Annotated in this window: 11 protein-coding genes; 4 read left to right on the top strand and 7 right to left on the bottom strand. The window is 59.7% G+C overall.

Going from position 1 to position 13,977, the window contains the following annotated elements:
- The 6 genes from ACFSM5_RS05470 to ACFSM5_RS05445 all read right to left on the bottom strand — a co-directional run.
- Nucleotides 1-122: GTP-binding protein (locus tag ACFSM5_RS05470; protein WP_379875273.1), on the bottom strand; the 122-nt coding region annotated here is incomplete at its 3' end.
- A 29-nt stretch (nucleotides 123-151) separates the two neighbouring features.
- The gene (fusA, locus tag ACFSM5_RS05465) at nucleotides 152-2,227 is read right to left on the bottom strand and encodes an elongation factor G (protein ID WP_379875256.1); all 2,076 of its coding nucleotides are present in this window, start codon (nucleotides 2,225-2,227) and stop codon (nucleotides 152-154) included.
- Nucleotides 2,228-2,248: 21 nt separating this feature from the next.
- Nucleotides 2,249-2,719, bottom strand: a complete 471-nt coding sequence (gene rpsG, locus ACFSM5_RS05460) for a 30S ribosomal protein S7 (RefSeq protein WP_379875255.1) — start codon at nucleotides 2,717-2,719, stop codon at nucleotides 2,249-2,251.
- 12 nt (nucleotides 2,720-2,731) lie between these two features.
- Nucleotides 2,732-3,103, bottom strand: a complete 372-nt coding sequence (gene rpsL, locus ACFSM5_RS05455) for a 30S ribosomal protein S12 (protein ID WP_379875254.1) — start codon at nucleotides 3,101-3,103, stop codon at nucleotides 2,732-2,734.
- A 251-nt stretch (nucleotides 3,104-3,354) separates the two neighbouring features.
- Nucleotides 3,355-4,338, bottom strand: coding sequence for an SDR family NAD(P)-dependent oxidoreductase (locus tag ACFSM5_RS05450; RefSeq protein ID WP_379875253.1), 984 nt, complete (start codon nucleotides 4,336-4,338; stop codon nucleotides 3,355-3,357).
- Between the two features lie 7 nt (nucleotides 4,339-4,345).
- Nucleotides 4,346-6,616 carry an LPS-assembly protein LptD gene (locus ACFSM5_RS05445; RefSeq protein ID WP_379875251.1) on the bottom strand — a complete coding sequence of 757 codons (2,271 nt, stop codon included), beginning with the start codon at nucleotides 6,614-6,616 and terminating at the stop codon, nucleotides 4,346-4,348.
- Nucleotides 6,617-6,774: 158 nt separating this feature from the next.
- Here ACFSM5_RS05445 and glmU point away from each other — a divergent pair, with 158 nt between their 5' ends.
- The 3 genes from glmU to ACFSM5_RS05430 are packed head-to-tail and all read left to right on the top strand — an operon-like array spanning nucleotide 6,775 to nucleotide 11,393.
- The gene (gene glmU / locus ACFSM5_RS05440) at nucleotides 6,775-8,124 is read left to right on the top strand and encodes a bifunctional UDP-N-acetylglucosamine diphosphorylase/glucosamine-1-phosphate N-acetyltransferase GlmU (RefSeq protein ID WP_379875250.1); all 1,350 of its coding nucleotides are present in this window, start codon (nucleotides 6,775-6,777) and stop codon (nucleotides 8,122-8,124) included.
- A 6-nt stretch (nucleotides 8,125-8,130) separates the two neighbouring features.
- Complete coding sequence (gene glmS / locus ACFSM5_RS05435) at nucleotides 8,131-9,963, top strand: glutamine--fructose-6-phosphate transaminase (isomerizing) (protein ID WP_379875249.1); 1,833 nt, start codon at nucleotides 8,131-8,133, stop codon at nucleotides 9,961-9,963.
- Nucleotides 9,960-11,393: a mannose-1-phosphate guanylyltransferase/mannose-6-phosphate isomerase gene (locus tag ACFSM5_RS05430; RefSeq protein WP_379875248.1), complete on the top strand. Its 1,434-nt coding sequence runs from the start codon at nucleotides 9,960-9,962 to the stop codon at nucleotides 11,391-11,393. Before glmS ends, ACFSM5_RS05430 begins: the two co-directional genes overlap by 4 nt.
- Nucleotides 11,394-11,405: 12 nt before the next feature.
- Here ACFSM5_RS05430 and pip read toward each other — a convergent pair whose 3' ends face one another.
- Complete coding sequence (gene pip / locus ACFSM5_RS05425; protein WP_379875247.1) at nucleotides 11,406-12,380, bottom strand: prolyl aminopeptidase; 975 nt, start codon at nucleotides 12,378-12,380, stop codon at nucleotides 11,406-11,408.
- A gap of 147 nt (nucleotides 12,381-12,527) precedes the next feature.
- Here pip and ACFSM5_RS05420 point away from each other — a divergent pair, with 147 nt between their 5' ends.
- Nucleotides 12,528-13,976 (top strand): M48 family metalloprotease, encoded by a 1,449-nt coding sequence (locus ACFSM5_RS05420; protein ID WP_379875246.1) that lies wholly within the window; start codon nucleotides 12,528-12,530, stop codon nucleotides 13,974-13,976.
- The last annotated feature ends 1 nt before the right edge of the window (nucleotide 13,977 follow it).

Here is a 13,977-nt window from a genome sequence, read left to right as displayed (position 1 = left end):
CCGCCCTTTTCAGCCAGGATCTTCGTGATCGCAGCCGTCAGCGAGGTCTTGCCATGGTCAACGTGACCAATGGTGCCGATGTTGCAATGCGGCTTGTTCCGCTCAAATTTAGCCTTACCCATTTTTATCTCCTTCGTGCAGCGGTAGGCCGTTAGGCCATCTTGGCGCGGACTTCATCCGCGACCGCTTGCGGGACCTGTTCGTAGTGATCGAACTGCATGCTGTACTGCGCGCGACCCTGGCTCATCGAGCGGAGGGTGTTGACGTAGCCGAACATGTTGGCCAGCGGAACCATGGCGGACACGACGCGGGCATTACCGCGCTGATCCATGCCGGTCACCTGACCGCGGCGGCTGTTCAAGTCGCCGATCACGTCGCCCATGTAGTCTTCCGGCGTCACAACTTCGACCTTCATGATCGGTTCGAGCAGCTTCGGACCGGCCTTGGCGATACCTTCCTTGAAGGCGGCGCGGGCGGCGATTTCGAAGGCGAGAACGCTCGAGTCGACGTCATGATAAGCACCGTCGGTGAGGGTCACCTTGAAGTCGATCACGGGGAAGCCCGCGATGACACCGGTGTCCTTCGATGCTTCCAGACCCTTGGATACGCCCGGGACGTATTCCTTGGGAACCGAACCACCGACAACGGCGCTTTCGAACTTGAAGCCGTAGCCCGGCTCCTGCGGTTCGAAGGTCAGCTTGATACGGGCGAACTGGCCCGAACCGCCGGTCTGCTTCTTGTGGGTGTAGTCGACGTCGGCCTTCTTCGAAATCGTCTCGCGATAGGCGACCTGCGGAGCGCCAACATTAGCTTCCACTTTGAATTCGCGCTTCATGCGATCGACGATGATTTCGAGATGGAGTTCGCCCATGCCCTTAATGATCGTCTGACCGCTTTCGTGGTCGACGTTCACGCGGAACGAGGGATCTTCCTGGGCCAGACGGGCCAGAGCGGCACCCATCTTTTCCTGATCGGCCTTCGACTTCGGCTCAACGGCGATTTCGATAACCGGCTCAGGGAATTCCATACGCTCGAGGATGATCGGAGCGGTCGCATCGCTGAGGGTGTCACCAGTGGTGGTGCCCTTCAGGCCAGCAAGCGCAACGATATCACCAGCGCGGGCTTCCTTGATGTCTTCGCGGCTGTTTGCATGCATAAGCAGCATACGGCCGATACGTTCCTTAGTGCCCTTCACGGTGTTGGAGACGGTCGCACCGGCTTCCAGAACACCCGAATAGACGCGCAGGAAGGTCAGCGAGCCAACGAACGGATCGGTCATGATCTTGAAGGCAAGACCGGAGAAGGGAGCATCGTCCGAGGTCGGACGGGTGTCTTCTTCTTCGGAATCGATCTTCACGCCCTTGACCGCTTCGATGTCGAGCGGCGACGGCATGTAGTCGATCACGGCGTCCAGCATCGGCTGCACGCCCTTGTTCTTGAAGGCCGAACCCAGGATGACCGGGACGAAAGCATAAGTCAGCGTGCCCTTACGGATGCAGCGCTTCAGGTCCGCCTCGGACGGCTCATTGCCATCGAGGTAGGCTTCCATCAGGGCATCGTCCATTTCGACTGCGGTCTCGACCAGCTTGGCGCGGTATTCCGCAGCCTTGTCGGCGAGATCGGCCGGAATGTCGGTGTAGTAGAACTCGGCGCCCAGCGACTCATCCTTCCAGATGATCGCCTGCATCTTGATCAGATCGACCATGCCGGCAAATTCGCTCTCGACACCGATCGGCAGCTGGAGAACCAGCGGACGGGTGCCAAGGCGATCGACCATCATGTCGACGCAGCGATAGAAGTTCGCACCAATGCGGTCCATCTTGTTGACGAAGCACATGCGCGGAACGCCGTACTTGTCAGCCTGACGCCACACGGTTTCGGACTGCGGCTCGACGCCGGCAACCGAATCGAACACAGCAACAGCACCGTCGAGAACGCGGAGCGAACGCTCCACTTCGATGGTGAAGTCGACGTGGCCCGGGGTGTCGATGATGTTGATGCGATGGTCGTTCCAGAACGCAGTGGTGGCAGCCGATGTGATCGTGATGCCGCGTTCCTGCTCCTGCTCCATCCAGTCCATCGTCGCGGTGCCTTCGTGCACTTCGCCGATCTTATAGGACTTGCCGGTGTAGTAGAGGATGCGTTCGGTCGTCGTCGTCTTACCGGCATCAATGTGAGCCATGATGCCGATATTACGGTAACGCTCCAGGGGGGTCGTGCGCGCCATGACGGGTCGATCCTGCCTCGATTACCAGCGATAGTGCGAGAACGCGCGGTTGGCTTCCGCCATACGGTGCGTGTCTTCGCGCTTCTTCACAGCCGAACCGCGATTGTTCGCAGCGTCCAGCAGCTCACCCGACAGACGGTCGACCATGGTGGTCTCCGAACGCTTACGGGCGTTTTCGATGATCCAACGGATCGCCAGCGCCTGAGCACGTTCCTGACGCACTTCGACGGGGACCTGGTAGGTCGCACCACCGACGCGGCGCGAACGGACTTCGACCAGCGGCTTCACGTTGTCCAGCGCATCATGGAACAGACGCAGGGCGTCGGTCTTCGCGCGGGATTCGATCTTGTCGAAAGCACCGTAAACGATGCCTTCAGCAGCGGACTTCTTACCATCGTACATGAGCGAGTTCATGAACTTGGTCAGAATGATATCGCCAAACTTCGCGTCCGGAAGGACTTCGCGGCGTTCAGCAGCTCTACGGCGAGACATGCTTGAAACTCCTTACTTCGGACGCTTGGCGCCGTATTTCGAACGGCGTTGCTTACGGTCCTTGACACCCTGGGTGTCGAGCGTGCCGCGGATGATGTGATAACGCACACCGGGCAAATCCTTCACGCGGCCACCGCGGATCAGCACAACAGAGTGCTCCTGCAGGTTATGGCCTTCGCCTGGGATATAGCTCGTCACTTCGAAGCCATTGGTCAGACGCACACGGGCAACCTTACGAAGCGCCGAGTTCGGCTTCTTCGGGGTCGTCGTGTAAACGCGGGTGCAAACACCACGCTTTTGCGGGCATGCCTCAAGGGCAGGCACCTTGTTACGGGTGCGCGGAGCCTGACGAGGCGTGGCAATCAATTGGTTAATGGTCGGCATTAGGCCCTTCCCAAGCGATCCTACAGTCAACACAAAAAAGCGTGGCGAGGCGGATGCCCGCTCTCGCTTTGCTGTGTCTTCACCGGACGGCACAACCAAGACTGTCGTCCGGGTTGGCTCTATGAAGCGTTTGCTTGGGAAAACGATGATTCAGCGTTAGCCAAAAACACCCGCTTTTCCCAAGGTGGGCGGACACTAAGGGTGTCGGCCCTTTGAGTCAAGCGAAAGCGCCCTGCATTGGGCGCATCCCCCTAACGCGCAGCCTTATAGGCGCGATACCAGTCGACGAAGCGGGGGATCCCCTCGCCGATTGCAACCTTCGGCTCATAGCCGAGATCGCGGGTGGTGGCGGAGATATCCGCAAAGGTCTCAACAACATCACCCGGCTGCATATCATGCAGCTCGACGATTGCCGCCCGCCCCACCGCCGCCTCGATTGCTGCCAGAAAATCGCGCAGTGGTTCGGAACGACTATTACCCAGATTATAGACCCGGTGTGGCGGCCTGGCGCCATCATCGGCCGGGGGATGATCCAACGCGGCGATCACACCGGCGACGATATCGTCGATATAAGTGAAATCGCGATGCATCTTGCCCTGATTGAAGAGCTTGAGCGGGCGACCATCAAAAACTGCGCTGGTAAAGAGATAGGGAGCCATATCCGGCCGTCCCCACGGCCCATAGACCGTGAAAAAGCGCAGTCCGGTCGCGGGCAGCCGATAGAGATGGCAATAAGCATGCAGCAGCAGCTCATCCGCCTTCTTCGTGGCCGCATAGACCGACAGCGGACTATCCGCCCGATCATCGACGGAGAACGGCACTTTCTTATTGGCACCATAGACCGACGAGGAGGACGCATAAACGAAATGATTCAACCTCGGCAGACGGCGCATTGCCTCCACCAGGACAACTTGTCCCATGACGTTCGATTGAACGTAGGAATAAGGATCTTCCAGGGAATAGCGAACGCCAGCCTGTGCAGCCAGATGGACCACACCCGTGATTTCTGGATGCGCCTCAGCAAGGCTATTCATCGCATCGCGATCCGAGACGTCCGCTTTCACAAAGACAAACCCCGCGCGCCCCTCAAGGCGCGCAAGCCGGGCAGCCTTTAAAGCCGGATCGTAATAGCTGTTGAGGTTATCGAGCCCGATAACCTGATCACCCCGGGCCAGAAGCGCCTCGGCGACATGCATCCCGATGAAGCCAGCGACGCCGGTCACCAACACGGTCATGGCGCAGTCACCCCCCGAAATCACCCAGATACTTGAGCCAGAGTTTGACGAAAATCGTCTGATCCCGGCCCAACCTGGGGTCAATGTAGTCCGCGCTATAGGCGATCAGCATGCCGAAGCACTCATCGCGATAGAGCAGACCAGCCGCATATTCGGTTGTATTACCGTCCTTAAGATCATAGGCCATCTGGCCGTAGACACCCCAGTTGTCGGTAACCTGGGCGACACCTGCGCCTTCAATCGATCGCGGCCGCACTACGCCCGCTTCGGGGAAGGCGCGCTCATAATTGATGTAGGATAGCGAGAAGCCAGACAGCCCATGCGTGACTGTTGCCGACAGTTCCTCGCGTTCGGTCCGATAAGTGGCCTGATCGATACGGACACGATAGGCAAGATCGAGCCAGGACACAGGCGTCACGACGAAGTTACCGACGAGGTCAGACGACTTGCCTTCCAGGCCGGAGCCGACCGGGTAGGCGTTCGAGTCCGTAGACAGTCGCTGGCTCTGGCCGACGGTCGCGCTGATCCCCCGCCCTTCGGTGCCGACGAACGAGAACTTGGCGCCATAGTCAAAGCGGCTGCCGTTATCCACCCGGTCGCGCCCCGAAAAGCGATTGGGCGAGAAGATATTGGACGCATCAAGCTCGACCGTCCGGCTGTCTTCGTTCGGGATCTTATCGGGGTTATTGCCGATGGGACTGAGCACAACCCCGGCGATCGGCTCAACGATTAGCGAGCCTCCCCCAATCGCCGGTGCGATCAAAGGATAATGCCAATAGGCCGAGAGACGGGGGTGTGCACGCCCAACGCTACCTGAATATTCAGTACCGTCGCTCTGCATCACATCGTTCACGGAATAGCCGTCGAGCTGCAGCGTGGCCGCCAGATCGAACATATGGCCACCCGACGTGACAATCGGGAGGTAGTAGCCGGCAAGATTAGAGATACGGCTGCTGTCGGTTCCCGCTTCACGGCTCAAGGACAGCACATTCGCTGTGACGCGGAAGTTGCCGCCTATACCATCACGATTGCCCACCCAGTCGGCGGTACCATAGGGATGAATCTTGGCGAGCTTTTTCGGATCGTCAAAGTCGCGCAAGGATTGAAAGGCAATGGCCTGCACATCAACGTAGGAGCGGCCGAAGAAACCTTCCGCGAACACATCTGAGGCCAGGATATTGCTGACCTGATAGCGCCCCTTGGCGCCGTAGTCGCCACCCGGCTTGTATTGCCGCAGGAAGGCACGATCGGTGGTTCGCGCCACGTCCCAGCCCGCACGCCAGTTCTCATCGAGGTCAAAACGACCTTCCGAAGCGAAAAAGCCGCGCCAGCGCCGACCCGTTGCCGGATCTTCATAATTGCCAGCGAAATCCTCATCAAGCCCCGAGCCTGCAACACGAATCTTGCCACTCTGGAACTGCTTGCGCGCTTCGCCCGCCAGCATGAAACCTTCGCGGCTATAGAGACGCGGCTCGATGGTCGCATCGGCGCTGTCCGATATCACCGCATAATAAGGCGTGCCGGTGATAACGCCGTAGTTCTCCGAATAGCCCACCTTGGGCGAGAGAAAACCGCTCCGCCGCTTGACCGAAGGATCGGGGTGCGAAAAGTAGGGCGTATAAAGGATAGGAACGCCAAACACCTCAAAGGTCGCATCCTCATAGATGATGTCTTTCTTGACCTCATCGTGAGTGATACGGCGCCCCTTGATCTGCCACAAAGGCTCGCGATCACCGTCTGCACAAGCTGCACAAGGAGTGAAGACGCCCCGCGTGATGACCTTGCGACCATTGGGCAGACGCTCCATGCCCGCGCCGGCCAGGCGGCTATTATCGGCAAGCAGCGCCTTGAAATTCTCGACGATCGCTTCCTTGAAATCGGAAGTAACCTGCAGATAGTCCCCAAAAACCACGTCGCCGGTCGGCTCAAGCAACGCGACATGACCGGCAGCCGTGACAATGCCGTTACGCCGATTATAGCTGATAGCATCCGCTCGCAGTATACGGTCGTTCTGACTGATCTCGACCGCGCCGCGTGCCGTGACGATCTCGGTATTCTGATCGTACTCGACCTCATCGGCTTCGAGCAGAAAATCCTGATCGATTGCGATAGGCGGAGAATTTGGCCGATCCGGTACGGTTTCCGGGAACAGATGGCGAGGTTCGCCCCAGGCTTTGGGACGTTCGGCGGCCGTTGGCGGAGTCTGAGCCAGCGCCCCTGTAGCCAGGGTAACGCCCAGTAGAATCGGGCCAACGGAAAGAAGGAGTCGTTCGCGCATCGTCATCATGAAAACGCGGCTATAGAGACATCATGCATGGTGCTGCGGCAAGCCTAAACAGCGCCACAATGCCCGCAATAATTTAATTGCTTTGCGGGGGAGAGCGCCTGTGGCACTGATCCAGTCGCCGAAAACAATAAGGTAGCCACACTTACATCATGATCGCCGCCATCATCCTCGCTGCCGGTCTTGGCACCCGTATGCAATCGGACTACCCCAAGGTTCTTCATAAAGTCGCAGGCAGGAGCATGATTGGGCACGTGCTGTCGATTGCGCGCGCTACGGCTGATATGGCCGGTGAACCAGTAGCGCCCATCGTCGTTGTTGGCCCCGATATGCCCGAACTCGAACGCGAGGTTGCACCGTCGGTTATCGCGGTGCAAAAAGAACGCCGTGGTACTGGTCACGCTGTTCAGCAGGCAGCCACCCTCATTCCCAACGATGCCAAAACCGTTCTGGTGCTCTACGGTGACTGCCCCCTGGTGCAGCCGGAAACCCTGGCACGACTGATCAAAGAAAAGGGCGACGCTCAGATCGGTCTATTGACGTTTAGACCGGACGATACGGCTGCCTATGGCCGCGTCATTCTTGAGAAAGACTGTGACGTTGTTCGGATCGTCGAGCATCGCGACGCCAATGACACAGAGCGCGCGGTACGGGTCTGCAATGCGGGCATGTATGCGATTGATGCCACTGTCCTGCCCCAGTTGCTGGGCATGTTGACCGACAAGAACGCGCAGAAGGAATATCTCCTGACGGATATCGTCGCCCATGCCCGCGGGCTCGGTCATCGTGTTATCGCCGTGGAAGCTGCCGCAGATGAAGTACAGGGTGTGAACTCCCGTGCCGAGCTCGCCAAGGTAGAAACCGTCGCGCAGAACCGATTGCGCGCAAAAGCCATGAAGGGCGGGGCAACGCTCATCGATCCGGCAACCACCTATTTCAGCTACGACACCGAACTTGGCCGGGATATCCATATCGAGCCGAATGTCTTCTTCGGTGTCGGTGCCCGGATTGGCGATGGTGTGACGATCAAGGCTTTCAGCCATATTGAAGGCGCGACCGTCGCCTCTGGCGCGGTCATCGGTCCCTTTGCCCGCCTCCGCCCCGGCGCAGAGGTTGGCGAGGACGCCCATGTCGGCAATTTCGTCGAATTGAAGAACACCCGCCTGGGCGCTGGCGCCAAGGCAAACCACCTCACGTATCTGGGCGATGCGGATATCGGCGCCAAGACGAACGTCGGCGCCGGTACGATCACCTGCAATTACGACGGCTTCCTGAAATCCCGCACGACCATCGGCACCGGGGTTTTTGTCGGATCCAATAGCGCGCTCGTCGCCCCGATCACCATCGGGGATGGGGCGATCATCGGCGCAGGCAGCACCCTCACCCATGACGTTCCGCCCGACTCGATTGTCTCGGCGCGGGGTGAGCGCAGAGAAAGCCTAGGCTCTGCCACCCGTTTCCGCACGGAACGACAAGCCCGTAAACTGGCTCGAAAGGACTGATCCGCGATGTGTGGCATCATTGGCATTCTTGGCACCCAGGACGCATCGCCCCTTCTGATCGACGCATTGCGGCGGCTGGAATATCGCGGCTATGACAGTGCAGGCATCGCGACGCTCCATAACGGTGCGCTGGATCGTCGTCGCGCTGAAGGTAAACTGCGCAATCTGGAAGCAGTGCTACGGGATGAACCCCTGGCTGGCGTCGCGGGGATCGGGCACACACGCTGGGCCACGCATGGACAGCCAAACGTCGTCAATGCCCACCCGCATATGTCAGACCGGGTCGCACTGGTTCACAATGGGATCATCGAGAATTTCGGCGATCTGCGCCGGGAACTCGAAGGCAAAGGCCACACCTTCACGACCGAAACCGATACCGAAACCATCGTCATGCTGCTGACCGACCTGCTCGCGGCAGGTGTGTCACCTAAAGACGCCATGGTTATGGCAATGGAGCGCCTGCATGGCGCCTTTGCCATCGCGGTTCTCATCAAAGGTGAAGAAGATCTTCTGCTTGGTGCCCGTCGCGGCTCGCCGCTGGCCGTCGGTTACGGTGACGGCGAAATGTACTTGGGTTCAGATGCCATTGCCGTGGGTCCGCTGACCCCGCGCATAGCCTATCTGGAAGAGGGGGATATAGCGGTCCTGACCCGTCAGGGCGCCGAGATCTTCAATGAAAAGGGCGAGAAGGTCGAACGCCGAATTCAGGTGACCGAAGTGACCGGTGCGCTGATCGGCAAAGGCAATTTCCGCCATTTCATGGAAAAGGAAATCTACGAGCAGCCCGCCGTGATCGGCGAAACTCTCGGATCGCTGATCGATACTGTCCGTCGCACGACCATGCTGCCCCCCCTGCCCGTTGACCTCGCCAAGATCGACCGGGTCACCATTGTCGCCTGCGGCACCTCTTACTACGCAGGGTCGGTCGCGAAATATTGGATCGAGAGCCTTGTGCAGATCCCGGTCGAGGTGGACATCGCTTCGGAGTACCGCTACCGCCAGGGGCCTGTCTCGCCCGGCGGCCTCGCCCTCTTCATCTCCCAGAGCGGCGAGACGATCGATACGCTTGCAGCCATGCGCTATGTGAAGAGCAAAGGCAGCGCGACACTGGCGCTGGTCAATGTTCCAACCTCCGCCATGGCACGTGAAGCCGATGGCGCGATGCGCACCCTTGCAGGTCCGGAAATTGGCGTCGCCTCAACCAAGGCTTTCACCACTCAATTGGCCGCCCTCGCCTGCCTCGCCGTCGGTCTGGCCGTCGCTAAGGGAACCATCGACAACGCCCGCGCTTCACAGATCACCGGCGCCCTGATGGAAGCCCCCGCCCGCTGTGCCGAGCTGCTGGCACGCCTGGATGGCGATGAGAGCTTCAAGAAGATTGTCGAGACGATCTCGGAAGCACGGGATGTGCTTTACCTCGGGCGCGGGACCAGCTTCCCCATCGCCATGGAAGGGGCGCTGAAGCTTAAGGAAATCAGCTATATTCATGCTGAAGGCTATGCTGCCGGCGAGATGAAGCACGGCCCCATCGCCCTCATCGATGAACAGGTGCCGGTCATCGCCGTTGCCCCCAGCGATCATTGGTTCGAGAAGACAGCGTCGAACCTTCACGAAGTCGCCGCCCGGCGCGGCCATGTGATCGCCATCACCGACAAGGCGGGCGCAGCTCATCTGTCCGGCATTGCCCGCCACATCATCGAGCTTCCGGATATCGATCCCCTCGTCGCACCGCTGCTCTATACCCTGCCCGCACAGCTGATTGCCTATCATGTGGCGGTCCGCAAAGGCACGGACGTCGATCAGCCCCGTAACCTCGCAAAATCTGTGGTGGTTGAATGAGCGGACGCCGTCAGAACGATCTTCGCATCACCCCCGTGCTTATGTCGGGGGGATCGGGCACGCGACTTTGGCCGATGTCCCGGACGCAATACCCCAAGCAGCTCCTGCCCCTTATCGGGCAGGACAGCATGCTGGTGGAAACAGCTCGACGCCTGACGGGGCCAAATTTTTCGGCCCCTCTGGTCATTGGCAATGAAGCCCACCGCTTCATCGTTGCCGAACAGTTGCGTGCTGCCGGAATTACCCCCACTGCCATCGTCCTCGAACCCTTCGGGCGCAATACCGCCCCTGCCGCTGCCGTTGCGGCCCTTTATGCAGCGCGCGAAGCACCGGAAACCCTTCTATTGCTGGCTGCTTCCGACCATGCGGTGACGAACCCACAGGCATTGCGGGATGTCATCGTTAAGGCAGCACCGACTGCGGCCAAGGGACACCTCGTCACTATCGGCATTGCAGCGACTAAGCCTGAAACCGGCTATGGCTATATCCGTCAGGGCAAGCCGATTGCCGATGGCATCAACGCTATCGACCGGTTTGTCGAAAAGCCGGATGTGAAGACCGCCGAAGGCTATCTCGCCGACGGCAAATACGTCTGGAATGCCGGCATTTTTCTGTTCCGCGCCGATACGATGATCGCCGAAATGCGGGCTTTCCGGCCGGACATCCTGGAAGCTTGCGAGCGCGCGCTGGCGACTGCCAAGGACGACCTCGATTTTCTGCGCCTTGGCCCCGATGCCTTTAAGGACTGTCCCTCGGAATCCATCGACTATGCCGTCATGGAAAAATCGACCAAGGGCGCCGTTATCCCCGCCGACCCAGGTTGGAGCGACGTAGGGGCCTGGGATGCCCTTTGGGATATCGGCCAGAAGGATGCCAACCAGAATGTCATTCTGGGCGATGTTCTGGCTGAAGGAGTTCATGACTCCTATATGCGCTCTGACGGCCCCCTGACAGCCGTCGTCGGCGTCGACAATCTCGTCGTCATTGCGACCTCCGATGCCGTTCTGGTCGCCCCGCGCGATCAGGCTCAGCATGTGAAGAAGATCGTCGACCGGCTGAAGGCTGCCAAACGCAGCGAGGCCGATACTCACCGCATCACCTATCGCCCCTGGGGAACATCCACCCTGTTGGTGGAAGGCGAGCGCTATCGGGTGAACCAACTGGTGCTCAAGCCCGGACACCGGCTCTCTTATCACTATCACCAGCATCATTCGGAACATTGGACCGTGGTCCATGGCACCGCGACGGTGACCCTGAACAACGACCAGCGCATGATCTTCGAGAACGGATCCTGCGACGTTCCGACCGGCACACCCCACCGCCTCGCGAATAACGGCAAGATGCCCTTGCACGTCATTGAGGTGCAGGTCGGCGGTTACCTGGGCGACGACGACATCGTCCGGCTGGAGGATGACTACGGGCGGGTCTAGGCCACGCTGGGCCTAGACCACCGCACCCGTCAGGAAGGCGCTGCCGTGAATCAGACGGAACTGTTCCGTCGCGGCGATCAGCGAAGCCCGGATTCCGGGCTCCAGGGCGGCATGACCGGCGTCAGGCACCACAACATATCGCGCTTCAGGCCAAGCTCTGGCCAGTTCGTCGGCAGTTGCGGCCGGGCAGATCATATCGTAACGCCCCTGCACGATTGTGCAGGGGTGACGACGCAGACGGCCGATGTTCGTCAGCAGCTGATCCTCGGCCAGAAAGACGTCATTCACGAAATAATGCGCTTCCAGACGGCTGATACAGAGAGCGGCGGCCCCTAGCTCCGCCGCCTGAGCATCCGGCCCTGGCAGCAGAGTGGAGCAGCGCCCTTCGTAGCGGCTCCAGGCCCGGGCCGCGGGCAGATGGATCGCCGGATCGGGATGGGTCAGGCGCCGATGATAGCTGGTCAAAGGATCGTCCCGTTCCGGCGCGGGCAGGAACTCCATGAAATCGCGCCAAGCTTCCGGGAAAGTCATACGGATGCCATGCATGAACCAATGCAGTTCGGACATGCGGCCCAGGAATATTCCCCGAAGAATGAAGCCCAGGCAGCGCTCGGGATGGGACTGCCCATAGGCAAGCGCGAGGGTAGCGCCCCAGGAACCGCCAAAAACCAACCAGCCCTGAACCTTCAGATGCTCGCGCAATTGCTCGAGATCGGCGATCAGATGCTGAAGGGTGTTGTCGCGGATCTCTGCCGTGGGGGTGGATTTACCGGAGCCGCGCTGGTCGACCATGATGATCCGATAGAAAGCCGGATCGAAGAAACGCCGGTGGGTCGGCGAAGTCCCCGCCCCCGGTCCTCCGTGGAGGAAAATGACGGGGCAGCCATCTGGATTACCCGATTCTTCCCAATACAGCGTATGTCGCTGATCGACCGGCAGCATCCCTGTCCGGTTCGGTTCGATCGCGGGGAAGAGGTCGGTTCGCATGCCTTGCCCTGTCCTATCTCTCTCTTAGCATTGATATTCACACTAACGCAGGCCGCCCGTAGCACCAGCCTCTTAGCCTCGATTTTGCCGCGTTATTTTGCCTATCATGATTCGGACGCACCCGGTGATTGAGGACATAGCCCGCCCATGCCCCGTTTTCTACCCCTGATCTTGTTGGCCGGTTTGGGATTGTCCACGGCGGCTTGTTCGACCAATCCGGCAACCGGCGACAGCAGTCTCGCCTTTATGACCCCTGCCGAAGAGCAGAAGATTGGCAATAGCGAGCACCCAAAGACCGTCGCCGAATATGGCGGCACCTATGACCACAAAGAACTGGCGGCCTACATCACCACAGTTGGCAACAAGCTGGTCGCGGTGTCCGAGCGCAAGGACCAGAAGTTCACCTTCACCTTGCTCGATAGCGACATCGTCAATGCCTTCGCCCTCCCCGGTGGCTATGTCTATGTGACCCGTGGGCTCGTGGCACTGACCTCCAGTGAAGCCGAGTTAGCCGGGGTCATTGGCCATGAGATTGGTCATGTAGTGGCCCGCCATACCGCCCAACGCGACGCCCAGAGCAAGGTTGCGGGCACGCTGGCTGGAGTGGCGGGACTGCTTTTCGGGAATGGCGCAAGCCAAGTGGCAGGCTATGGCGCAGGCGCTTACGTTCAACGCTTCTCCCGCGATCAGGAATTCGAGTCCGACATGCTGGGCGTGCGGTATCTTGCGCGGGCAGGCTATGACCCATCGGCCATGGCAGCTTTCCTGTCAAAACTGCTGGCGATCTCGGCTTTTGAAGCCCAGAAAGCGGGCCAATCTGTCGATGACCGCTTCGATATCATGGCCAGCCACCCCCGCACTGTGGAGCGGGTAGCCGACGCGGTATCACAGGCGAAGGAAAAGCCGGTCAAGGATCCCGTCGTCAATCGCGATGCCTTGCTTAATCACCTGGACGGGATGATGTATGGCGCGGATCCGGAGAAGGGGATCGTGCGCGGACAGGAGTTCCTTTACCCACCACTCAAGCTGAAATTCGCTGCCCCGGCCAGCTACAGGTTCCAGAACGGACAGAGCGAGGTAACCGCAACCGGCCCGAATTCACTGTCCTTCATCTTTGACGTCCGTAAAGCCAAAGCAGGGCAGACAGCCGACGAGTTTCTTCGGGTCTGGGGTACCGACTTTGGCATTACTCGAACCCAGGCGATTACCGCCATGGGGAAGCCGGGCGCAACCGGGATGGCCACGGTCAAGACCGAGAACGGCGCCCAGGCGGCCGTGCGGATAATTGCGATCCGGGGCGATGGCGATCTGGTCTATCGATTCCAGGTCATCGGTCCAGCCAGCAGCGCCAGCGCGGTCGACACGTTGGCAGGGCAGGTCGTGAACTCCCTGACCACCTTGAATGACGCGGAAATCCAGACGATTCAGCCGGCCCGCATCGCTATTGTCAGCGCTGCAACCCAGGCGGAAGCCAATGGTTTGGCGGCCAAAATGCGGTATCAGGGGACGACAGATAAGCGGCTGTTCGAGATTCTGAACGGTCTGTCGCCGGGCGAAGCGCCCAAGCCGGGGGTGCGGGTCAAGATCATCCAATAGG

The sequence above is a fragment of the Lacibacterium aquatile genome (assembly GCF_042683105.1).
Taxonomy (GTDB): domain Bacteria; phylum Pseudomonadota; class Alphaproteobacteria; order Elsterales; family Elsteraceae; genus Lacibacterium; species Lacibacterium aquatile.
Note: the sequence above shows the minus strand (reverse complement) of the source record. Positions and strands in the feature narration are given on the sequence as shown.